At 40.6% G+C, this 21,818-nt stretch carries 23 protein-coding genes, 1 tRNA gene and 1 rRNA gene; 10 read left to right on the forward strand and 15 right to left on the reverse strand.

Annotated elements, in window-relative coordinates:
• Together N0M98_RS09335 and N0M98_RS09340 are read left to right on the forward strand one after the other, a co-directional pair.
• Positions 1-177 (forward strand): 23S ribosomal RNA (locus tag N0M98_RS09335); the annotation flags it as partial.
• Between the two features lie 152 nt (positions 178-329).
• Positions 330-415 (forward strand) — tRNA-Leu (locus N0M98_RS09340).
• 546 nt (positions 416-961) lie between these two features.
• On the opposite strand, the gene N0M98_RS09345 is transcribed toward N0M98_RS09340, so the two are convergent.
• From N0M98_RS09345 to N0M98_RS09370, 6 genes are all read right to left on the reverse strand, one after another.
• Positions 962-1,360, reverse strand: coding sequence for a DUF6075 family protein (locus N0M98_RS09345; protein WP_259617652.1), 399 nt, complete (start codon positions 1,358-1,360; stop codon positions 962-964).
• Between the two features lie 62 nt (positions 1,361-1,422).
• The gene (locus N0M98_RS09350) at positions 1,423-2,634 is read right to left on the reverse strand and encodes a site-specific integrase (protein WP_259617653.1); all 1,212 of its coding nucleotides are present in this window, start codon (positions 2,632-2,634) and stop codon (positions 1,423-1,425) included.
• Between the two features lie 175 nt (positions 2,635-2,809).
• Positions 2,810-3,100: a hypothetical protein gene (locus N0M98_RS09355; RefSeq protein ID WP_259617654.1), complete on the reverse strand. Its 291-nt coding sequence runs from the start codon at positions 3,098-3,100 to the stop codon at positions 2,810-2,812.
• Between the two features lie 24 nt (positions 3,101-3,124).
• The gene (locus tag N0M98_RS09360; protein WP_259617655.1) at positions 3,125-3,427 is read right to left on the reverse strand and encodes a hypothetical protein; all 303 of its coding nucleotides are present in this window, start codon (positions 3,425-3,427) and stop codon (positions 3,125-3,127) included.
• A 104-nt stretch (positions 3,428-3,531) separates the two neighbouring features.
• Positions 3,532-3,882: a hypothetical protein gene (locus tag N0M98_RS09365; RefSeq protein ID WP_259617656.1), complete on the reverse strand. Its 351-nt coding sequence runs from the start codon at positions 3,880-3,882 to the stop codon at positions 3,532-3,534.
• A 2-nt stretch (positions 3,883-3,884) separates the two neighbouring features.
• Positions 3,885-4,163: a hypothetical protein gene (locus N0M98_RS09370; protein ID WP_259617657.1), complete on the reverse strand. Its 279-nt coding sequence runs from the start codon at positions 4,161-4,163 to the stop codon at positions 3,885-3,887.
• Between the two features lie 564 nt (positions 4,164-4,727).
• On the opposite strand from N0M98_RS09370, the gene N0M98_RS09375 reads away from it, so the two are divergent.
• From N0M98_RS09375 to N0M98_RS09385, 3 genes are all read left to right on the forward strand, one after another.
• Positions 4,728-5,027: a hypothetical protein gene (locus N0M98_RS09375; RefSeq protein WP_259617658.1), complete on the forward strand. Its 300-nt coding sequence runs from the start codon at positions 4,728-4,730 to the stop codon at positions 5,025-5,027.
• Positions 5,028-5,268: 241 nt separating this feature from the next.
• Positions 5,269-5,850: a recombinase family protein gene (locus N0M98_RS09380; protein WP_259617659.1), complete on the forward strand. Its 582-nt coding sequence runs from the start codon at positions 5,269-5,271 to the stop codon at positions 5,848-5,850.
• Positions 5,843-6,892 (forward strand): hypothetical protein, encoded by a 1,050-nt coding sequence (locus N0M98_RS09385; protein WP_259617660.1) that lies wholly within the window; start codon positions 5,843-5,845, stop codon positions 6,890-6,892. Before N0M98_RS09380 ends, N0M98_RS09385 begins: the two co-directional genes overlap by 8 nt.
• A 60-nt stretch (positions 6,893-6,952) precedes the next feature.
• Here the strand turns inward: N0M98_RS09385 and N0M98_RS09390 are convergent, their stop codons facing one another.
• A complete protein-coding gene (locus tag N0M98_RS09390) occupies positions 6,953-7,459 on the reverse strand; it encodes a hypothetical protein (protein WP_259617661.1) in 507 nt (168 codons plus the stop codon).
• 953 nt (positions 7,460-8,412) lie between these two features.
• On the opposite strand from N0M98_RS09390, the gene N0M98_RS09395 reads away from it, so the two are divergent.
• Entirely contained in the window at positions 8,413-8,535 is a 123-nt protein-coding gene (locus N0M98_RS09395) for a hypothetical protein (protein WP_259617662.1), read from the forward strand.
• Positions 8,536-9,508: 973 nt separating this feature from the next.
• Here the strand turns inward: N0M98_RS09395 and N0M98_RS09400 are convergent.
• Positions 9,509-10,756, reverse strand: coding sequence for a tyrosine-type recombinase/integrase (locus tag N0M98_RS09400; RefSeq protein WP_259617663.1), 1,248 nt, complete (start codon positions 10,754-10,756; stop codon positions 9,509-9,511).
• 120 nt (positions 10,757-10,876) lie between these two features.
• On the opposite strand from N0M98_RS09400, the gene N0M98_RS09405 reads away from it, so the two are divergent.
• The gene (locus N0M98_RS09405) at positions 10,877-11,677 is read left to right on the forward strand and encodes a hypothetical protein (RefSeq protein WP_259617664.1); all 801 of its coding nucleotides are present in this window, start codon (positions 10,877-10,879) and stop codon (positions 11,675-11,677) included.
• A gap of 471 nt (positions 11,678-12,148) precedes the next feature.
• On the opposite strand, the gene N0M98_RS09410 is transcribed toward N0M98_RS09405, so the two are convergent.
• The 4 genes from N0M98_RS09410 to N0M98_RS09425 all read right to left on the reverse strand — a co-directional run bounded on the left by N0M98_RS09410 (position 12,149) and on the right by N0M98_RS09425 (position 14,780).
• Complete coding sequence (locus N0M98_RS09410; protein WP_259617665.1) at positions 12,149-12,865, reverse strand: hypothetical protein; 717 nt, start codon at positions 12,863-12,865, stop codon at positions 12,149-12,151.
• A gap of 666 nt (positions 12,866-13,531) precedes the next feature.
• The gene (gene sda / locus N0M98_RS09415; RefSeq protein WP_259617666.1) at positions 13,532-13,681 is read right to left on the reverse strand and encodes a sporulation histidine kinase inhibitor Sda; all 150 of its coding nucleotides are present in this window, start codon (positions 13,679-13,681) and stop codon (positions 13,532-13,534) included.
• Between the two features lie 126 nt (positions 13,682-13,807).
• Positions 13,808-14,293 carry an antirestriction protein ArdA gene (locus tag N0M98_RS09420; RefSeq protein ID WP_259617667.1) on the reverse strand — a complete coding sequence of 162 codons (486 nt, stop codon included), beginning with the start codon at positions 14,291-14,293 and terminating at the stop codon, positions 13,808-13,810.
• A gap of 13 nt (positions 14,294-14,306) precedes the next feature.
• On the reverse strand, positions 14,307-14,780 hold the full coding sequence (locus tag N0M98_RS09425) for a JAB domain-containing protein (RefSeq protein WP_259617668.1): 474 nt from the start codon (positions 14,778-14,780) through the stop codon (positions 14,307-14,309).
• Between the two features lie 237 nt (positions 14,781-15,017).
• On the opposite strand from N0M98_RS09425, the gene N0M98_RS09430 reads away from it, so the two are divergent.
• The gene (locus N0M98_RS09430) at positions 15,018-16,061 is read left to right on the forward strand and encodes a hypothetical protein (protein ID WP_259617669.1); all 1,044 of its coding nucleotides are present in this window, start codon (positions 15,018-15,020) and stop codon (positions 16,059-16,061) included.
• Between the two features lie 121 nt (positions 16,062-16,182).
• Here N0M98_RS09430 and N0M98_RS09435 read toward each other — a convergent pair whose 3' ends face one another.
• The 3 genes from N0M98_RS09435 to N0M98_RS09445 form a co-directional block, all read right to left on the reverse strand.
• Complete coding sequence (locus N0M98_RS09435) at positions 16,183-16,869, reverse strand: hypothetical protein (RefSeq protein ID WP_259617670.1); 687 nt, start codon at positions 16,867-16,869, stop codon at positions 16,183-16,185.
• Positions 16,870-17,248: 379 nt separating this feature from the next.
• On the reverse strand, positions 17,249-18,793 hold the full coding sequence (locus N0M98_RS09440) for a stalk domain-containing protein (protein ID WP_259617671.1): 1,545 nt from the start codon (positions 18,791-18,793) through the stop codon (positions 17,249-17,251).
• Positions 18,794-18,877: 84 nt separating this feature from the next.
• Entirely contained in the window at positions 18,878-19,078 is a 201-nt protein-coding gene (locus tag N0M98_RS09445) for an XRE family transcriptional regulator (RefSeq protein WP_259617672.1), read from the reverse strand.
• A 169-nt stretch (positions 19,079-19,247) separates the two neighbouring features.
• Here N0M98_RS09445 and N0M98_RS09450 point away from each other — a divergent pair, with 169 nt between their 5' ends.
• Together N0M98_RS09450 and N0M98_RS09455 are read left to right on the forward strand one after the other, a co-directional pair.
• Entirely contained in the window at positions 19,248-19,706 is a 459-nt protein-coding gene (locus N0M98_RS09450; protein ID WP_259617673.1) for a helix-turn-helix domain-containing protein, read from the forward strand.
• Positions 19,707-19,913: 207 nt separating this feature from the next.
• Positions 19,914-21,440: an alpha/beta fold hydrolase gene (locus tag N0M98_RS09455; RefSeq protein ID WP_259617674.1), complete on the forward strand. Its 1,527-nt coding sequence runs from the start codon at positions 19,914-19,916 to the stop codon at positions 21,438-21,440.
• The last annotated feature ends 378 nt before the right edge of the window (positions 21,441-21,818 follow it).

The raw sequence follows: 21,818 nt of genomic DNA on the forward strand, positions 1-21,818 counted from the left end.
CTGGATAGCTACGTACGGACGGGATAAGCGCTGAAAGCATCTAAGCGTGAAGCCCCCCTCAAGATGAGATTTCCCAGTAAGTAAGACCCCTTGAAGACGACGAGGTAGATAGGTTCGGGGTGGAAGCACGGCAACGTGTGGAGCTGACGAATACTAATCGGTCGAGGGCTTAACCAAATTCCCAAGAAAGTGAAGAGAAGCTTCGAAGCTGATTCCAAATACTTTCTCGGGGCCCGGAAACAAACCGGGAAGAACAAATAATCATTGCTCAACAACGCGCACAAGTTTCGTATCTAGTTTTCAAGGCGCAAGCCTTGAAATGAATATATGCGGTTGTGGTGGAATGGCAGACACGCTATCTTGAGGGGGTAGTGGGCGTACGCCCGTGGAGGTTCGAGTCCTCTCTACCGCACCATAATTAAAACCTCGGAAACCCTTAATGAATAAGGGTTTTTCTTTTTTTCTCCTTCAAGTTAAGTTCAAAATTTTTGTGGTGGATTATGGTGGAATCACGTTTTTGGTGGAATTTGGTGGAGTAAGTGAAAATTACGGATGATTTTTGAGGGTTTTTAGAAGTGAAAATGAGGTTAAAATAAAATCGGAGCAAGTTGCCCCGATAGCTTTAGTGAAGTAATAAATTTATTCTGACGTTGTTGTGACTTACTGCCTTATCCATCAATCTAATAAGAAAATTACTTGGCGTTCCATCGCTTCTATGCCAATAATAATCTGTACCTACCTTTGTAAAGTGATACGGAATGAATCTCATATGACCAATCTTCTTGATGACAAGTGTGTATTCATGATCATCTCCTTCTAACTCAAAGTCAAGCCTGTAATACTTATGACCCATGTAGAAGTTTTCATTACCGATTTGAACATTTTTAATTTTCATATCAACCCGCCGTATCTAATAAATTTAACTGTGAAGAAAAGCCCGCATAGGGCTCTCGAATATTGCTCATACTGCAACTACATGTCTGCCGCGTCGAACTTGGCAAGCTTCAACGAATACTCGGAATAGTTCATCACCCCATGTGCTAAGGGCTAGATATGGAGTGAAGTCATCCCATGCTTCCGAATGCTTATGATTGTTGTACAGGTTAAGACCTGCTTTGACTAGATGCCGGTATCCATCAGATAAACTTGCTCTAGTACACGGCGGATTTTCCTGCTCGTGGAAATACCAATCGTAAGGACCGTGACCGCCACTTACCGGATTTTGATCGCAATGCTCATAGACCGTCGGCAGCGCCACAATATAGAATGCTGCTTTGTACTGATTATCAACTTTGCCGACAGGATATTGGTTTAGTAACTGATTAAAATTCTGCTCATGCTGAGCATCTGTGAAATACATAATAAATGTCCTCCAATATCAAATTGTTGGGTACAGGGAAGCCCGAAGGGTTCCCTGTACAATTAATTATCATCTAAGATGTTGTCGATCATATCGGAGGCTTCAAGCGCTTCCTCAGATATAGTTGCTTCGGGCTCAGGTTCTTCTTCTTCCATCATGCTATCGACTTTGTTTACCGCCTCATCTTGCATGTTTGGAAGCAGATGAGAATAAATGTCAAGCGTCAAGCGAACGCTAGCATGTCCAAGCATTTCGGACACTACTTTTGGATGAACATTTGCCAAAAGCAGCAAACTCGCGCAAGTGTGGCGACAACTATGATAGGTGATGTAAGGAAGGTTTAGTTTCGTTTGTAGTTTCTTCCACCGCTTCATAATATCTCGGGGTAGGGCTGGTGTTCCTTTCTCTGTGCATATAACCAGATCGTTATCTACATATGCCTCACCGAGCTTATCTCGCTCTGTGTAGATCATTTCGCGATGCTCCAGAAGGGCAGCAGTCGTTGACTTAGACAATGCAACCGAGCGGATACCAGCAGTCGATTTCGCCCCAGGCATTAGCTTCTTTCCATCATGACTAAGTGTTTGCTGTATGCGCAGCACTCGTTTATTAAAGTCGATGTCACGCCATCTAAGCCCCAAAACTTCGCCCTGACGTAATCCACAGAACAGGGGAAGGTAGTACGCCATATAATATCGTGAAAGCCCCTTAGCGTCCGCTACAAAGCGTTTGACGGTTTCTTTATCCCAGACTTCGATTTTTTTATAAGTGACTTTCGGTTTTTTCACGAGCGCAACGACATTCTCGGCTACTTCTTTTTTACGGACTGCTTCAGATAGAGCATTGTTCATGATATTATAAATTTTCTTACGTGTACCAGAAGCAAGCCCTTTTTCGTCTATCTGATCCATAAGCTTCTCAATGTGAAGCACGTTCAACTTGGACAGCTTTACGTTCCCGATGCAAGGATTGATGTGAATGCGAATGTTGGTGTCATACACTTGCGCTGTTTGTTCTCCAATCTCATTTTCCCGCCGCTTAACCTTTAACCACTCTGCAAGCAACTCGCTCAGCAGTTTGCTAGATGGCTTTACGATGGTTTTGTTGTTCTTTTTGAACAAAATCTCGGTTTCGTAAGCGAGGGCTTCTCTCTTCGTGGCGAAGCCTCGCTTTTTTTCAATAATCTTCTTTCCAGTCTCAGGGTCGATTCCCAAGAAAGCCTCCACATACCACGTTCTCTTATTGTTCTTGCCGTAATACTCATGTACTGGCATAAAATCTTCCTCTCATATTGTCTTTGATTTAATTTGTCAGGCAGCAATACCCAACCTTACACTTCGCTTGCCGTAAGACAGGCGAAGCTTGCGATATGGGCTAAGCCATAAGCAATTGAAGTAAGTTTCGTTGGAATATAGCAGGGATTTTGATAAAGTCAAACAATTGTTCCTATCAGTGCGTTAGTTCTGCTTCAGCTTCTGACAGAGTTTCGCCTTTAAACCAGCTGAGAAAAGAGTCCTTGATGATGAAGTAGCTCTTTCCATTGCGTATTACTTTGAATTGGTTCTTACGGCAATGCGCGTAGCATTGATTAATTCCGTAGCCTGTAAATTCCTTCATGTCATTCACGGTCATAATTTCCGGCAGCGCTTCTACATTCAGAAACAGCTTATTGACTTTCTTGGCTGGCGGTCGTTTGTTCGTTGCTTTTGCACTTATTTTTGTGTTTGTAGTTTTTGGCATGTTTCGTTTTCCTCCGGTGATTGTTTAAATAACGTTATAATAGATAGCAAGGACATCAATAGCGAGCCGCACCGAATCATCTTCTATCAGATCCGCAAGGATCTTGTAGTAAATCCAACTCTCGTCTACGTTTGCGACTGAATAATGTCCATTAATAATTGCTCCACAGCTTCCCGGCTCAATGGGATAGCCTCTATATTTCTTAATATAGAAGAAGTGCTGGCAGTCACATTCGTCGCAGAAGTAGTTGACTTCGATGAAGAAGCCCCTTGTATTCGTCTTTGCTTCGGTAAATTTGCCATGGCTTGCGATTGAGATGTTATACATGGTTGATGTTCCCCTTTGATTTGATGGTGCTTCGTAAGTGGCAGTTTGAATTTTTCCTGCTATTTATAATGATAGTTTGATTTTATAAAAACCTTAGGTCACTTCTAAAAGTTTTTTATAAATTGCTCATATCCATCGTATAGCTGTTCTCCAACGTCTCGTGCCGATTCGATGGGGAGGCACAGACCATAAACCCAAATGTCTGCCAATTGAAATACTGCGAACTCTTGCCATGCTGTAGCAACTTCTTGAGCTTGATCGTGTACGATGAAAGTCATCTCAAGGGCGATGAACTCTTTAAGATATTCACGTTCGCCTGTCGTTAAGGAAAGTACAAATTTTCTTTCGGATGCACAGTGCTGGTTCTGGAGCTTGAAAAGAAGTGATTGAGACATTGAATCAGGAAAAAGGCGAGTTTCCAGCATTTTCATTAGTGTAAGAAGAGTAGTTTTCATAATTACCTCACGTACCTATCCAGATATATATCGAGATACATCTTGATCCAATCAATTAATTCCTCAACATCGTCATGGTTGTTGAGCAGTTGCTGCCACGTTAACAGATACTTTTCAGATGCGGTGTTCATGTCATAAACGAAATCGATAATCAGCTTCTCATCTTGAACCGAGAAGGCTGGTGTTACTAATTTTGAATCATCTTGCAGAAAGTGCCGAGTCAGGTGATCAGCCAATTGTTCTAAATCCTTAAATTGATGAAATGTTGTTTTTGAAACCATGTGAATACCTCCGAATGTATTGGATGTTTATAATTCCCGCATGAGCGGCTAAGGCTGCCAGATGTGTCGATAGAAACACAAAAAACAGACCTGTATTGTTCCAGAGAACATACGAAAGGTCTGTTTCATGAGTTTACGAACGTATAACGAAGAAAACAGAGTCATGGCGAGAGGAGGCGAAAATGCAGCCAGCCTTCCAGTTAAGGGCTATCTTCGAATATAGATTCGTATTTATACTTCATGAATGCTGAGCGCGATAGTCGCGTCAGGTGACGATTTCGTTGTCCTAAACGGAACAACACAGGTCTGTTGAAGCCTCTTTTCATTATAGGATCACAGCGCGTAGCTCGTGTCGAAGTTGATGTTGCAATTGCTTATATTTGTATATTAACAAATTAGGGAAAACGAATTCAAGGGGGTTGGAAGTGAGTTTGACATATTTTTTTTTGAATCGTATTCTGCTACTTAGACTACCCTTGGTTTGCCGTATCCTGTATATTAATTTAGTAGTGTTTCGTGATGCTACCATTATACCAAATATACTTTTTGCAGGAGAGATGGCGAATGAAATACGAAATGACTTTCAACTTAGCGGATGTTGAAGTATTAGAGCAAGAGGAGCTATGGAATGGCGATGGTATACGGATTGATTTTGAATACAATGAAGAACGATATCGGATTATTCTTGTCGATGATGAAGATAATCCTACAGGCGAGCTGACGGAGTTATACTCCGATGTAAATCATTTAGCACCGCTTGTTCGGGTAACCGACCTTGAATACGATAAGACAGAATCAGTAGCTATTGAGGAAGAGCATCTGAATGAGCTTAAGGATCATATCCTAAGATTAACGTCTAACTGAAATTATTGATCACAAGCAACGAGACTGTCCTTCACGGGGTGGTCTTATTTTATTCTTCATTTTATTATTACAGCCCCCAAATCGGTCGATTTTGGGTCGTCAGGTTGATTGTTTCTGCTTGTTCGTTCATAGCTGCAACATAGAGTACCATAACTCGAACGAAATTCTAAGAATTTTTTTATTATGCCACAAGGGTTTTTGGTTCATCTCCTAAATCTAATAGAGGGAGGTGAATTCTAGTATGAGTAGAAAACTTGGTTACGCTCGGGTTTCAAAAGGTGATCAGAATTACGAACTACAGATTGATGCATTAATTAAAGCCGGAGTTGAAGAACGCGATATATTTAAAGAGAAGATGACTGGTAGCAAGAAAGAGCGACCGGAATTAGATAAGCTGTTGGCTTATGCGCAGCCTGGCGATTGTATTGTAGTTTGGAAGCTTGACCGCATTGGTAGAAACATTAAGCATCTTATTGAATTGTCGGAATACTTCAGAGAAAACAATATCCATTTCATTTCGCTAAAAGAAAATATCGATACCGCATCTATAGCCGGGAAACTTATGTTTACCATTATGGCAGCATTAGCAGAATTTGAACGTGAGATGATCATTGAACGTACATATGCTGGCTTAGAAGCAGCGAGAGCTCGCGGCAGAGTTGGTGGCAGAAAACCGAAGGATACAGAATCGATAGAGCTTGCGCTGAAACTGTATCAGAGCAAGGAATATCCGATACATGTGATTACGAAGATGACAGGAGTGAGTAAGACGACGATATACCGATATTTGAATCGGGATGATAAGGGGGGAAATCATGAGTAAATCAAGAAGAAAGAAATCAGAAGAAGAATTATTAAGCGAAGCCACATTAAAGGGGACATTGACTAACGAATACGGTGAAGATGCTAAAGTGCTAGTAACATTAGATGATGGTGACAAGCGAATTATCAGCAAAGCTGCTGAAAAGAAACGCCGTGAACAAGCAAGACGATTTTTTCAAGGAAACTCGCCAGACTCTCGTGGTAATTTTATTCAACTCATTCACGAGTCGAATGATTGGCTTCACATGCGCAATATAATGATAGAAACGAAAAGAGATAAATGGACGTTGTTACATGATAAGTATGTGATGATGCTAATACCATTCGCAGATGCTGATCGCAAGGGACTGCTTGTTGATATCGAAACACGTAATCCGCTGAATGGTGCGGACATAGCGAAGAGGCTGATCGTAAGTATTAATGCTGTTCAACCAATACTCAGAACTTTAGTGAAGCATGGAGTGTTACTTGAAGTGAAGGCTTCGAAAAATCAGAAGCATTACCAATTTAATGATAATATTTTCAATATTAAGGGTAGACCCCTCTTGAAAGACGAGTATTTCACAAAAGTCTTTCAAATGACGTTAAGCCAAATCTTAGAGAAATTAAGTGGCAACGAAATCGGTTTGTTACGTGTACTGGCAAGCAGGTTCCATTACCAGTCGTACTATCTCGTGGAAAATCCAGATGTGGATTTGCGTCAGGACAAGTCGCTCAGCTTCCAAGAAAACTTTGAGAAGCATGGAGCAACACTCTTCGATGGTTTAACGTTCCTGAGCATGTCAGAAATAATGCGTTTGGCAGAAATTCAGCATTCCAATACACTACTTGATTATATGTACCGATTAAGAGACGCGGGAGCTATTCATATAAATGAAAGAAGTAACGGCTTGCGGGGAAAGAAAAAGAGAGTCAAACGTTTCATACGAGTGAATCCGAATTTGATGTATCGAGAACGTGGGAATTTGGATCAATTGCTCGTAAAATTTATGCTTGCCGACTTTGATATTTTTAAATTTAAGGGTGGAGAAGATCGGTTTTAACCTGAGTATATAAGTGCAAACAACATAAGACCCGCCATCACGATGGCGGGTCTAGCTATTTTAGTCAGTCAATAGCCTTGTATGTCGCTTTAGAATAATATCAGCTTCCTTGTAACGTGCCATAATATTTATCTCATCCCAATTTACAGGCATTCTTGTCCGAGAAAGCCTGCTTTCTTCATCATCTGTAATAGTAGCTGTCCAATAGTATCGGTTCAATAAATCTCTAACGAAAGATTCAGTTAGATCATCTGTTTCTGCTTTCGCTTCACAAACCTTTGTGATATATCTCGACTTTGGCACAAGATGTTCAAATTTCAAACCAGCAATAATTCCATTATTTAGTTGAACTTCAGCATCTTCACTGATAAAGTCTGTAGCATATCGACGGTCTGTTTGCCCTTTCGGCAACTCCAGCTTCCCGATTTCGATATGGAGATTGGCTAAGAATTTGATTCTAGCTTCTTTTAGAGCCAACATCATGTGCATATCCTTCTTGAATGGTAAACCAACTAGAAATTTATAGTACGTGTTTGCCAAGGTATCAATAAATTGGCTTCTGTTCATTCGAAATTCCCTACCTCATTTCGGTATCATCTAATCGATTCATTTTTCTCAAAATACTGGGTGACTCAAACGGGAGTTTCTTATTATTTTTACTCAAAGTGCTTGGTGACATGAGCATGTTTTTATTCAAAATGCTGTGTGACTTACTTGAAATCTACAGCCCTTGAAGCCTACAGTGGCAACGCATTCAAAAATGTCGGTCGCTTGCTCCTTCTTTATCTTCATCCTGCTCATTTCCAATTATTATAATATCTCAGTGCTTAGTGACTTTCAATCGTAAGCTTTAATCAATTCTGTTATGTCTTACATTTTTAGATTTGAGGATCTAGCAATTCTAGCCGCTTGCAAATGTAGATGCTATTGCTGAACTGTTCATTGTTAAAGCTTAGTGCATGAAACATTGCCTCTGTAATAATTGTTGCACCGAGAGGATCGTCATAACTTCAAGCGGCTTAGACCACGCCCCATTGGGGCATCGCCGCTAAGGCTGTGCCTTACGGCACGTTTAAGGGCAAAACCTTGTCTGTTAAAGGTAGTTCAAAAGCAAATGAAAGAGCCGTAAAAGATGCTTTTCTCTAGAGTATTTGCCCTGCAATGTTTTGGAGCTTAATATTTGTAGATTTTACGGATCACAAGCCAACAACATGCATCACAATTTTTTTACATTTGATAGCAAGCGTTACAAGTACAGTTGATTGGCGCACAGCAGCTAAATATCCAGAATCTAAGGATCGGCGGCAGCTAACGAAACTATACCAATGAAAATAAAACATCAGGTGCAATTAGCAGTTGCTAAGCATCGTTGGATACATTATGTACCGTTGCTCTAGAAGTCGCTTTCGGTCTTATTGATACTATATACAGATTTCATCAAATGTGGTTTAAGAGGCTTTTTAGTACAAAGCATCCAGAATGATTAGATTGTGCTGGCTAGCTTAACAGGTGTTGGAATAATGACGCTTGCTTCTGTAGCCACTGCTGCTGGCTCTGGTGATATAATTGATTGCTTTTTTAAACAAATGAAGCAGAGTTTAAATTCTCAAGGATTTATTAAACTCTCTGATCGCCCGCTGTAAACATTGTACGTTTGTGTTAATGATTATGGCGTGGATTAAACAATTTACAGGGGAAGAGTTAATTTATGCTTGGGAGATTTTATATGTGGCGGTTTTGTCTAAATTTCAAGCTGTTTGAGCTATTGGAGTTATAGCAATTTGTACTTAACCAATTACCGGACAGGGGTTTCTTGAAAATGGTTTTGAAACTGGTGAGCTGAGCAGACTACCCCTTTACAAAAGGGTAGAAAAAGCTAGATCATGCGGTTTCAAAAACCGTATGTCGCTTCACGTTACAGTGCTGATTCCAAAGAATCAAGCAGCTCAGGTCTCGCTTTACCTGCCATCAGTCATGATTCACTGTAACCTACCTGCCTTTCGGCACGAGGACGGGATATGTTACTTGCACACTTGCATGTGCGTTCACTCTGAGAAGAATAATGCCCCTTTCTGATGTTTTACATCATCGGACATGAATGGCAACAGATGTCCTGCGGGCTTAAGCATCGCCTGACAAACGGCGAGCACGGATCAGACGGGGAACCTAGTGTTAAGCTTAACGTCTTTTTTCGTATATTATTGCGCCTGCCGCAATATACACGGACAAATCTATTATTTGTCAGTTTATTCAATTGCCCTGCTGTTGCGTACAGGGTTTTGTTACATAATGAAGCGAAAGTGGCTGTGGCTGCAATGCAGCACATATTAGGTCAGCATTTTGTTGTGATACTGTGATACTTACTCCTACAAGCAATCGCCCTGACTAATAGCAGATTCTTGTCTGAGGGAGGTTTTGGGCTCCAATTTTTAAGGTAATATTCAATTTGTAGAAAAAATTCAAAACCCTTCTTCAGTGCCAAAAATTTTTTACTCGCTGTTTGGCAGGTGCAGTAACGGTTTGCAGCACGATTGGAAATCGTCGGTGGGAGGGAATCGCCTGTCAAGGCAAAGGGAGTACCTTGACAGTTTTACTGTCGGCTGCATATTTGAGTAATTAGCCACGTTTGTATGGACAAACCTTATCGTTGCGACTATGTCCCAACATTTGCGTGAGATATTGATTTTGCAACCATCGAATTTGTTTTGATGCCAGAAATTCAGGAGTGTACTTCGGAGTTTTGACTCCGCCGCGATTAACGATTGGATTGAGTTGAGGAGATATAGACACAAATTCCATAATGGAATCAATAAGCTGCTGTTTACTGTATTTTTGCAATCGGCGCATCTGATATTCTAGCCCTGCTTTGCGAAAATCGTGCGCTGCGCAACATTTTACTTTGCCATAGGCTGCACAGCTTTTTATCAAGCCACGTACTTGTTTCACAGACATGCGATGTCCCCAGATGGTTGTTTCCTTGTTTGGAAAGTATGGCTCTAGTTGCTTTAATTTTTCCAGCACGATATCCGGCAATTTAAGCATACGAGGTCGATTGTTCTTATTTTGGTTCTTCTTGTTCAAATAAATGCATCTCTTCTCGAAATCAATCTGGTCGAATGATATTCGCAGGAGCTCTGATATGCGCGGCGAACCGCCGTAAGTTAGAAGTTCCAGTAATACTTGCTCATATATGCTATAATGCTTTCTCGCTTGCTTGATGATAACTTGAGCTTCTCGTAGCGTATAGCCTGTTCCGCCTTCTCGTCCTCGTCGGCGTTCTGCCTTTCGAGCAGTTGGGACCATTTCCCGATGTTTACTATTGACCAGCCCGGCATGAGACTTGATACCGGCTTTAACAGACGATTCAGCCATTTTTTCGATTGCACTCACATAGGCTGATATTGTTTTAGCGGAGCATCCCCGATTTTTCAGATCCTCGATGTATTTCCCAATCATGCGCGGCTTAATATCCCGCAATGACCTGATGCTATCAAAATTTTCATAGCAGAACTTCAAAAACGTTCGGCAGCTCTTCTTATATCGTTCGAATGTAACTGATGACCAGATACCTTCGACTCCAAGATTTCCATTGTTGCCTTTGCGAGCATCGCGTTTTGTTGGCTTGTTTGCCGTCGTGCGGCTTATTTTTGAGTTTGCGATCATAACCCTATCCAGATCAGCGTGTAAACGAATCAGTTCATGACGCTGTCTGCTACTCAAATGGTCAATCCGGCGTTGCTTATCGGTAATCTTCGTTTTGCCCGCCTGTTTCCCGCGCTTCTTTTCGCCGCTGAAATGCTTGCTTTTATATCTAGGCTTATCCGACAGCGCACGCTGTAGTTTCTTTATTTCATCTATGTTCAAAAATATCACCTCCACTGTCGGAGGGATTATAGCATAGTATCGAGTTAATTGTTAAAGTTAGTTCCAAATTGTGCTAAAATATATAGGATGATATTTGATAATTGCAAGGAGCTGTATTAAATGAGTAGCTTATTAAAAAAGAGAAAAAAGGCAAAAGAGCTTTTTAAAAAATTAAATGAAAATACAGCTCAGTTGTTAGTAGTTCATTATTCTTGTGAAAGCTTTTATGATATTCCAAATGGAAGAACACCAAGAATAACTTCAATCGCGGTAAGATATTACTCTACGGCTCAAACAAAGTCGTTTTCAATTCACAAGACTGCCGAGTTAAAAAAAGTTGCATTCGATGAGATTGAAGACCATTATGATGACCTTGAAAGAGATATGTTAAACGATTTCTACAGTTTTATAAGAAGTCACATGAGTTACTACTGGTTACATTGGAACATGCGAGATATTAACTATGGCTTTGAAGCGATCAATCATAGATATGCTGTACTAGGTGGCACCCCCGTTGAGATTCCGGACGTTCAGAAAGTTGATTTATCAAAATTATTAATTGAAATGTTTGGAGAACAGTATATTGATCATCCGAGATTAAAATCACTACTGTCGTTAAACCATATCGGAAAAAAGGATATGTTAGAAGGCAAAGAAGAAGCAGAGGCATTCACTAACAAAGAATATGTAAAACTACATCAATCTACTTTGAGAAAGGTTGACGTTCTGCATTCCTTAACCGAACGAACAATGGAAGGTCGCTTAGAAACAAAAGCAACCTTTAAACAAATTTACGGATATTATCCTCAGGGGCTCTTTGAAGCAGCTAAAGATAACTGGAAGCTCAGCTTGATTTGGACCTTTGTTACATTAATTTTAAGTGGAATTTTTGGCACAATTATATCTAAAATAGTTGGTTGAACTTGAAACAAACTAGCGACCTCATTTCAATCGGTGATACTTGAAATATATAGGAGTTTCAGCATCATACCCCCTCTACATTCCCAAGCTCATGTTCACGCTGGCTTTCAGCGGCGTGAACATGAGCAGGGAATATAAAGGGGGCTTTTTATAGGCTGCTGTCGTTTCACGACATTCGCCCGAGCAAAAAAGCTACGTTTCGCAGCAGCCGCTCTTTTGCTCTAATCACTTTCGCTGCATTCAGCGAACATCTGTACTGATGTACAGATGAAGCCAAATTGTGATGCTGCTGAACATTTGGGGAAAGCGGCTTTATTTACGAAATATAGCCGACTTACATAGAAGAGAGCCTCCATAATTTGAGGCGAGCTTCCTACTTTTGTATGATTGAGCTATCGTACCCATTCGTTGTCGGTGTTCGAATCCGAATCACAGCATTCTGTGGTCTGAACAATATACGCTGCGTTATGACTATGATTTTGGATGGTGGTACAGTTCCTCGGTCAATCTTTGATTTTCTAAAGCCAATCTTATTAATTTCTCTTTATAGCCATCAGCTGGTTGGATATGAGGATATTCCCTTGATATTTCAACTATTTGTACGATTATTGACAAACAGATATTACCTAGCCATCTCAATCTTTCTTTTGTTTTATCAACATCTTCACTGTCAAAAAAGCTGGTTTCAAATCCCTCTCTTCCGCTTAAAGAAAAACTATTAATAACTTGACTTAAATTTGCATGTGCCATATGGTTGCTTAATTGAACTTTTAGATTTTTCACATTATCCGAAAACTCTTTGTACTTTGTGTCAAACCAATTGTTAGCCGCTTTTTTTACTTTTCCAAGTTCTTCTGCAGATCCACTCTCCTTATAATATTCTTCAATCGTAGGATTTTTCAAAGCATACATAGCTAATACAGCTGTTTCTAAAGCATATCTAATGTTCATACCCGTCTGCGCATCATGTCTTCTTACTATTGATAAAAATGCGAGTTTTAGCGAAATGTTCATCTGCGAGTAGAACATAAAAAACAGATAGGATTCTTGCTTATTAGAATATTGATCTAAGAACTGATTGGTAAATTCAACTATTTCCTTAGCATTAGTAAAGAAATTATTGTATTTACTTCTTGCAGATATTATTTCTTCATGCTCAATTTCTGATAACTCTTCAATTGTAAGCATAATTACATTCTCCTCTTGACTAATGATATCAATCCCTCGTTTTGCCAAACAGACCTACCGACGATATAAGAATATAATAACTTCACGAAATTGTCGATGTGACAATTCTTTTCCAAGTGGTGCATCCTTTTGAAACACAATTTAATGGGGCAGCACAAGAAGAATTCTTCACCTTTCAAGGCAATACAAACGAGGGAGGTGAAAGTCATGCCATTCTATTCGACAGTTGATGTGCAAAACAGCGGCAAGACATACCGGGGCTTTACTATAGGCTATAATGGCTTTTACGATTACATTAAATGAAGGTGGATGCTGACCGCAAACGAATGCAAAATTGTGGGTGTTCCTGTTCAAGAAGATGAGGAGCCGGATGCTTATGTATATACCATCAAAGGTAATGGTTTCAACAATTATTGTGGCTTATACGACTAGACTAATCGGTTCACACGATTGGTTGAAACGGATCTGACCGATTATATGCTTGTGCCAAAAGAAATGAAGAGGCTGGGAATTACCGAGGACGAGGGTTAAAGCCTGTAGGATTCATATGGAAAGATCATGCTTGCATGTCTTTGATTGTTCGGAATTTTCCGAGTATAAGGAGTACAGACTCAGAAGGTTACTACTCGGGGATAAGGATAAATAATCGATGAAAAAACGCGACCATTATTGGTCAACGTTTTCATTGTCGTCTGGAATAGTAAGCTTGCGCCGCTGGAACTCTGCTAGTAACAACGCAATAAAATTCTCATCGAGATTCTTCCTCTTTGCACTTATATATACTTCAATTAATGCTCCATCGGTAAGAAGTTTCATAGACAATTCTCTCCTAAAATTGATTAACACGTCGCTAAAGCAGGAGATTGCATCTCCCATATTTACAAACCGTTGCTATGCAACGATTATCGCGGCGTGGTGACCGAAAGTGTTAAATCAAATTCATCAATAAATACAAGTGGCAACTCCGTTTACAACAGTCCATCCTTGTAACGTTAAATCCCGAGCAATTTTCGTATAGTCGATATAGCCATTTATGGAATCTGGGATGGTTCCATATAAGCCCTCATCAACCAGCTGATAAGCTACATCCTGCATACTCTCCATATCGTAGTAGCAAGAATACTCGCCGCTCTCCAATACTCGCAGGACGTCTTCCAAGCTACTCAAGTTATAAAACAAGCTCTGAATGAGTCTACTGTCGTACGACTCAAGCTGCTGAAGTAGTTCATTGAGTTTATATGGATTGTCAAATTCGTAGATGCTGAAAAATGCTTCGTAATCATGGATCGCATACTCATCATCTTCTCCGAGAATTTCTTCTATAAAAGACTTCAAATTCTCCGAATCGGTCGGGAGAGTAATCCAATCTCCTACCAGCTCTCCGTCGTTGTATTTAGCCAAGTTGGCAATGTACACTTTTATCTCCACAATACTCCTCCGATTAAATAAATCCATTCTCTTTCATGCTGTAGAAGCCGGAATCGCCAATTATGATGTGATCCAACAGGTCTATGCCTAGAATTTCAGCACTTTCCTTCAGCCGCTGAGTGATCTGTATATCTTCGGGCGAACTTTGCGGACAACCAGATGGGTGGTTATGAAAAATCAGTATTGACGCGCTTGAGCTAAGGATTGCCAGCTTGAAAACCTCACGTGGATGCACCAGGCTTGCATTCAGACTGCCGATGGACACAACATGGATGGCGTTCACCTTGTTTTTGGTATCGAGCGTAATCAACCCGCAAATTTCCCGGTCTGCGTCCCCGATAAACGATTTCGCCAAGCGCATCGCATCGTTAGGGCTGCGAATCGTCCGCGTTTCGAATGGAAAGCTGGCTTCCTTCACCATCTTCAAGCTCACGACATCCAATCTTTTCATCCGTAGCTTCTTTTCATGTTCTTCCTGTAGCTGCATAACCATGCAACCTCCTATGTGATAATTATTTTCTTCGGTAGTTGGACTCGAATATCAATATTCGAGTGACACATCATCAACTACAAAGCCGATAACGCTTGTTCGATTGAAATACGAACAATTTAAGCAAGATAACTGGCACATTATAATTCCAAATTTTAGCCTGTCAAGCAAAAAGAATTTCAATTGACAATTCCCCTGTTTGCTCTATAAAAGAGCAAAAGGATGGTGAAAAGAATGAGTGAAATTATAAAAAAGCTTGCAGAGCGTGTCTGCAAGCCGTTGAAAGTAATAGAAAATACAATCTCGCGAGAAAAGATGAGAGGGGCAATCATCAATGAAGCGGATATACGTCCCAATTTCGCAAAAGAACTTTTGCAGGAAGGATTCGTTGAATTCCCGGTATATCGTGATCAAAAAATCGTAGGTCTAGGACGCGGTGGAAAATTCTGCGATTACGATGTGCAAATTTATGGGGTGGGGAACCTGGTGGAGATAACGCAAAGTTACGGCGAACTGGAGTTCAACATGCAAGATCGCCGATACATAAAGAGAACCGCCCAACATCAATTACGAGTGTTCCGATTCTTTTACGATTATAATGAGAAACGATTTAAGCAGGAGAATAATGAGGCTCGATGGAAGCAATTGCTCGAAGAGGCGAATGATCTATTGTTTCATGAGGAAGTGGACAAAGCGCTGTGGGGCTTCATTGATTTTTACGAGGATTATTGGATTGAACATGAGGTATTCAAATTTCAGCGAAAATTGACCCCTATCGTTACTTTGCTGGATTTAAAGGAGTATTGCCATTACCTTTGGTACAAATGCGTGGAAATGAACGATTTCTTCACGATTTTGGGTATCTTTAGAGGAATATCGGAATCGGAGAAGACTGTTCTTGCCGAAAGCGTCAATCGCCTGAAGGAGCAAATCGATGATATGCATATGCATCTAAACGCTCAAGTCTTCATTCATGAGAAAGAGTTGGATGCGATTTACCATGACGATCAGCATAATTACAGGTTACGGAAGCTGGAGAACACCATTAAACGAGCATTCAAGCCTGGCTTTTATATTGACCCATTCAAAGAAGAACTTTACCGGAATGTTGGGCAGTATTATGCATCGATGCTACCGACCAAGTATTTTTCCAATTCGGAGACAATGAAGGAACTTAAGGGTAAGTTGATTAAGTCCGCCAAGAATTCGTTGGCGATCAAAGGAATTACAAAGGTTGAAACCTTCGATGATCTCGAATTTACATATGTAGATCTATAAAGCGCGGCTACCGCGCCAGACGCTCAAAGTTGGAATTCACTTTTCGGTCCGGCTTTGGTCTGATAAAAAACAAACCGCTCATCTGTGACAATGGGCGGTTTTCTTCTGTAAATTAGGACAATCAATGATTTCTTCGATTTTCATACGCCTCAGACTCCAGTCTTTCTGCCTCGCTTCTGGCATAATCAGCTTGTTTTCTGGCTGAAGCTGCTTCGGCTCTTGCAGCAAAAGCAGCGGCTTCGGCTGCTTCGATACGTCCGATAGTTTCCTCATGCATTCGATCTTGTTCATATAGATTCAGGCATTCCTTCAAAGTAGAGGCACGTTTATTGGTGACATATTTCTCAAGCTTCTCAATAATCGATTCGTCCCAATAGTCCTCTGGCACAATCGAGTGGGATAAAGCATCGATATCCCGCTCAATATTGTTTCGCAACTCCATCATCCGCTTGGCATTAGCACGTAAACGTTGCGATACAACTTGTTTATTAATGAAGGCTGCGATCAGTAGAATGGGAGCGCCATATTGGAAAACAACCGCTGTTCCTACAATTATCGCATTCCCATAATGCGGTAAATCTAGTGGGGCAACAAATGGATTGAATATGAACGTGTCCAAGAAGCTCATAAAGGGCTTGGCTAAGTTCAACTGAAAGATAACGAATATCCATGCCCCCAATAAAATGAGTGTAGGCAAGAAGGGAAGAGGCATTTTATAAAATTCGTAGTATTCGTTTGATTGGCTTTTAATGATTTGAACAAGTTCCCGCGTTTCCTTAAGCTGTTGAAGGAGTTCAGATGAAGTCATGAAAAGCTCCTCCCGCGATTATTGGCACAATATCGACCTATGAAATAGCATACGATGTGATTAATGGCTAGAAAAAACAACATAGAAAATAAATCTGAAAGATTTGGATTGCCATATCGATGTATCAAAATGATAGAATATTCAACACTCGCCATGATAAGTGCGATGAAGGGCGTTGAAGATATCATCATAATAGGTCCGAGCAAAAGAGTTCGGAACAGTGGAAACGTGGACTTTGGTCGAGTAATAAGTTTATGTGTGGGCAAATCATGGTCTGTTAAAGTATTCAGCATGATATCCACCCCTTCTTTATATTTCAAAGTATCGGGATTCGGTGCAGAGAAAAGCGCCGCCGCTAAGGACGGCGCCTACAATTTATTTACTTGCTGGTCAGCAATACTGTATTTGTTCTTGAGTCCCAACCAACTTCTAATCCCAATGCCTCACCTACAAATCGTAATGGCACCATTGTACTGCCACTAACAATAACAGCCGCTTGTTCAAGCTGGATGTATGTATCATTTACCTTTGCAACTGGGGAATCGATTTGCAACTCAACGGTGCTGTTCCCTTTTTGGCTTGTTACCGCCCTTCTGTGATCATCCCATTTAATGGACGCATTTAATGTCTCGAAAATTTTTCGCATGGGAACCATTGTCTTCCCATTGATAATGGCAGGCGGCTGGTCAAACGTCAGGGGTTGATTATCCAACTTGACTTGAACCTTCGTATCCGATATTTGCAAGCTTGGAATATGCTCTACCTTCGTCTCAGCAAGCTTGTTAAGTTTTACAAGCTTCAGTGATTGTTGGCGTTTAAAGTCAACAACTTCCCACAGATGGAGTTCGTTAGCGGTTGATGTCACTCCACTGACTCGGGTTAAGCCAGTATCCACTTCGGGAGTATTTATGCCGAGGTTCAAATTGAACTGTTGTATGGTGACTGAACTGTAGATATCCTTATTACATGAATAGAATCCACCATCATGTGCTTGTTCCATGCAATACCCCGTGGCTTCTGGAGTGGTTTTATCTTTGCCGTTCTCGGTATATAAAGGCTCGCCAGTTTTCATATTCAATTGCTTGACTCCATCAAAGCCAGAACTGAAAGTGCCGCTTCCTTGTGCAAAGAAAAACTTAGAGTGTGTTAAATCCGCATAAGCTTGCTGTACATTAAAAAATGTAGAAATAACCTTGTGGGAATCCTTGAATGCATAGATTTTTCCCGATTCCGGCAAATAGATTTGCATATTCTCGTTGTCTTCAAATACGAAAAGACCTTTCCCATGCGAGGTATTAATAGGCTTGTAATAGTATGGAGGGAGCCATTCACCTGGTTTGAAATCCTTGGAAAATATCAGCTTATTGCTTGTAACTTCTCCATTTGTATTCAGGCTGATTTCTTGTGTCACCAGCTGCCGCTGTGCGGCATCCGGTTTACTTGCATAATCAATGTAGACCTTGTTGTTTGAAAAAACTCTAATGCTCGACACATTCATATTTTCAGGACGGACATCGAAAAATGCAGGCGTTCCCTCTTTGAATTCACTAAAACGGTCAATCGTGGACCTATAGGCTACTTCTAGCTTGGCTATGTGTTTTCCAGTAAAGACCCAGTTTCCACTTTTCGCAACAGACATATACAAGTTGTACTCAAAAGAATTCGTACTGCTGTGATAGTCTTGTGTAGACCACAACACCGTAACTTCATCGCCGTTTTCAGTAATATCCATGTTTTGAACGTTATGCTTTAATGGATCACTTGTAATTGTTGTTCCATCAGGGTCAAAGCTTGCCCCACCGAATTGCGGTATTGTTTCCGTTACCTTTATAGTGTCCTCTTCAACAATGGCAGCATGACTAGCTGCGGGGCTTGCCGCAAGCAAGACCAATAATGCAAGTAATGAATAAATCACCTGTCTCATTCAATAGCTTCCTCCGTTACTTCTGAAATTTTTAAGACATATCGGTTCTAATGTACCAAATCCATGGTTACACCAGGGTTACACTTACAGCGAGTCATCACTGATGCTTAACGCCTTCATTACAACTTCTCGGTACTTCTTTGCCGGTCTCAAGCCGGTGATCAGATTTGACAAGCGGCTTTCAGGTATGCTTTCTTGCTCACAGAATTGTTTGCGTGTCATTTTTCTCTCAGCCAGAGCTTCGAGGATCTTCCATCCCAAAGGTGTTATCGGCTTTTGCGACAATGTGCCTCCTCCCCACTTCCTTCATACGTTTCATTAATAAAAATTAGTGCTATACTAAGAATGGCAATAAAATAACCATTCAATAGGCAAATAATACTAATTAAATTGAGTGATGTCAATGTATTTACTAAAATATATTAGCAAGCTCGTGGAAATGAGGATTGAATACATGGATGAGATCGTGAAGAAGCATGGCATCGAGCCGAGGATTATGCAGGAAATCGGGAGTCGTGTCCGCGAGATTAGAACTCGCTTGGGGCATAGTATGGATTCATTCGCTGCGTTAATTGAGTCAACTTCGGCAACGATCAGTAATATTGAAAATGGAAAGAGCGTGCCAAGCGGCGCGATCTTGATGAAAATATCCAAGGCTTGCAGTGTATCGACTGATTGGATTTTGAATGGGGATAGCAAAGAACAAGAACTGTTGAAGGAAGATGCAGGGTCTTCTATTTTTTTTCGAGGAAAGTGGCAAATTTTTAGCCAACTAAGTAACGGATATATGAGTGAAGAAGATAGGCAAATACATGATGCGGTTTTTTCTTTGCTTGACAATCTACAGAATCTAAACATAAAAGATGTTGAGATGCTTAGCCTTCTAGCGTCGAGGATAATAAAAGAGATGTAATTTCAGATTGTATTTGGAACCAAAACGAGCGCTTATGCCTACCAACGGCTTAGCGGTCGTTTTGCTGTGGTTCCACGGCGCACTATATAAGCTTTCGTAAGTTCTGGATAAACCAGCACTAATCAATCTATAATTGCGGGATGGATAATTTTTCATATACAATAGGAATATTGAACTATTTGTGAACAGTTAGTTGGGGGAGTTCCAGTGAGTTATATTAATTTAGACGATAGACGGATTTACTACGGGATACATGAATCGAAAGTTAGAGATACGGATACTCTTTTGCTCGTTCATGGAATGGGGTTAGACTCCACACTTTGGGAACGAATTACCCCGTTACTTCAACAGCATTATCGCGTTGTTGTCTGTGATCTGCGTGGACATGGTCAGAGTGACGACTTTGCTGCCAAACCGACGTTTGAAGGATTTATACAGGACCTTGAAGCCATAGTTACCGCATTAGAACTTAAAGACATTCACATTGTAGCCCATGGATTAGGGACAAATCTGTCAGCCAAGTTCGCGTCAGAATTTCCCCATGTAGTAAAATCGATGATCTTTATCGGTGCAACTTTTGTAGTTCCTAAGCCGGTGCGAGAAAGAGGTACTGAGTTTCGAAAAAAGCTTTCAACGGATGGTTCATTGGTGCCGCTTGGAAAAGAGATTGCGAAGCATATTACTTTAGAACCAGAGAATAGCCCAGAGGTAAATAAAATCATTCGTTGCTATTCAAGAACAACATATGATTGTTACTTTGGTATTTTAGAGCTATATTCTGCAGTCGAACAGCTTCAGCTTGTATCGAATGTTAATCAACCCATACTTTTTATCGCTGGACAAAAGGATCTTTTATATCCCCCTAGTACCATCGAGATTGCTTCGAACTGTGCTCCAAATGGCATTTTTCGAATAATTAATGACTCAAGCAACATGACTTTTATTGATCAGCCGGAGAGCACGGCGACATTAATATACGACTTTATTAGCAATCCAGAAATAATGATAGACTCAGAATCACCACCTTTTTGGCAAGGACTTACGAAGGAAATAAGCTCATTATTCTATCAGGCTACTGTAAAACTTGAATCGACGATATCTTTACGAGTGGATTTGATCAATTCGTTCCGAGTTTACATTAACGGTGAAGAGCATACCAATGGTTGGAACCAACGATATGCTAAGAACATCCTGGTCTACTTAACATTTCACCCGACGTGTACTCGAGAACAAATCTGTGATGCTTTGTTCCCGGCTATTCCCTTGAAGACAGTTCTTCGAAACCTAAAAGTGTATTTGAATTATCTGAAGAAACTGTTAGCTATACCTCTGACTGATTCGTCCATATTAAATACGGACAAAGAACATATCATGTTAAACTGCAACCTGCGGTCGGATATTATTGAGCTTATTGAAACCATTAGAACCGTTGATATTCAAGAGAATGATCCTTTGAGGTACGTTGAGGCTACAAAGTTAATGGGTAAGATTCCAGAGACTAACTTTTTACCGGGGGTTTACGACGACTGGTTCATTGAGATAAAAGAACGAACAATGTCACGTATCGCTGATATAGCCATATGGTTAGGCGAAAAGGAAAAACTGAATGGCGAGTATTCAAGAGCCATTCGATTCTATGACACTGCTAGAAGGTATAAGCCTTCCGACGAGAGTGTTTATGATAAACTAATAGATTTATATCGAATTTTGCAGTCCGAACATCGACTTGTCTAAAATATGGACCACTGCTGACCTAGCTGAGTTGAAAAATTTTTTTTGAGACACGTAACCTTTTGAGAAGTTGTGCGTTTAATACTATACAAAACCAAATACGACCAACTTTATAAAACAGCTTGCCGCTATTCGCGGCACACGGTGGCTTCCGATTTATGGGGCTGCCGTTTTTATTCCAAGGATAAATCAACCTAGTACAAATAAAAATAAAAGTGAATTCCATGAAGGGCAATACGAAGCATATGGGCATATAGCAGCCTACATGAACCGGTTACTTGTAGAACGCGAATGAACTTAACAAAATAGCAGCTTTCCGCTTTCGCGGCGCACGGTGGCTTCCGATTATGGAGCTGCCGTTTTTATTCCAAGAGTAAATAT

Origin of the sequence: Paenibacillus doosanensis, from assembly GCF_025060755.1 — a bacterium.
In the GTDB taxonomy this organism is placed as follows: Bacteria; Bacillota; Bacilli; order Paenibacillales; family NBRC-103111; genus Paenibacillus_S; species Paenibacillus_S doosanensis.

Coding starts and splice junctions, on each gene's coding strand:
- sda (WP_259617666.1), bottom strand. CDS start 13,681: ATGAAACTTCTTACCGATGGAGCATTAATTGAAGTATATATAAGTGCA.
- N0M98_RS09375 (WP_259617658.1), top strand. CDS start 4,728: ATGAAATACGAAATGACTTTCAACTTAGCGGATGTTGAAGTATTAGAG.
- N0M98_RS09430 (WP_259617669.1), top strand. CDS start 15,018: ATGAGTGAAATTATAAAAAAGCTTGCAGAGCGTGTCTGCAAGCCGTTG.
- N0M98_RS09405 (WP_259617664.1), top strand. CDS start 10,877: ATGAGTAGCTTATTAAAAAAGAGAAAAAAGGCAAAAGAGCTTTTTAAA.
- N0M98_RS09435 (WP_259617670.1), bottom strand. CDS start 16,869: ATGACTTCATCTGAACTCCTTCAACAGCTTAAGGAAACGCGGGAACTT.
- N0M98_RS09395 (WP_259617662.1), top strand. CDS start 8,413: ATGACGCTTGCTTCTGTAGCCACTGCTGCTGGCTCTGGTGATATAATT.
- N0M98_RS09355 (WP_259617654.1), bottom strand. CDS start 3,100: ATGCCAAAAACTACAAACACAAAAATAAGTGCAAAAGCAACGAACAAA.
- N0M98_RS09410 (WP_259617665.1), bottom strand. CDS start 12,865: ATGCTTACAATTGAAGAGTTATCAGAAATTGAGCATGAAGAAATAATA.
- N0M98_RS09425 (WP_259617668.1), bottom strand. CDS start 14,780: ATGCAGCTACAGGAAGAACATGAAAAGAAGCTACGGATGAAAAGATTG.
- N0M98_RS09345 (WP_259617652.1), bottom strand. CDS start 1,360: ATGTATTTCACAGATGCTCAGCATGAGCAGAATTTTAATCAGTTACTA.
- N0M98_RS09390 (WP_259617661.1), bottom strand. CDS start 7,459: ATGAACAGAAGCCAATTTATTGATACCTTGGCAAACACGTACTATAAA.
- N0M98_RS09360 (WP_259617655.1), bottom strand. CDS start 3,427: ATGTATAACATCTCAATCGCAAGCCATGGCAAATTTACCGAAGCAAAG.
- N0M98_RS09380 (WP_259617659.1), top strand. CDS start 5,269: ATGAGTAGAAAACTTGGTTACGCTCGGGTTTCAAAAGGTGATCAGAAT.
- N0M98_RS09440 (WP_259617671.1), bottom strand. CDS start 18,793: ATGAGACAGGTGATTTATTCATTACTTGCATTATTGGTCTTGCTTGCG.
- N0M98_RS09350 (WP_259617653.1), bottom strand. CDS start 2,634: ATGCCAGTACATGAGTATTACGGCAAGAACAATAAGAGAACGTGGTAT.
- N0M98_RS09450 (WP_259617673.1), top strand. CDS start 19,248: ATGGATGAGATCGTGAAGAAGCATGGCATCGAGCCGAGGATTATGCAG.
- N0M98_RS09370 (WP_259617657.1), bottom strand. CDS start 4,163: ATGGTTTCAAAAACAACATTTCATCAATTTAAGGATTTAGAACAATTG.
- N0M98_RS09365 (WP_259617656.1), bottom strand. CDS start 3,882: ATGAAAACTACTCTTCTTACACTAATGAAAATGCTGGAAACTCGCCTT.
- N0M98_RS09385 (WP_259617660.1), top strand. CDS start 5,843: ATGAGTAAATCAAGAAGAAAGAAATCAGAAGAAGAATTATTAAGCGAA.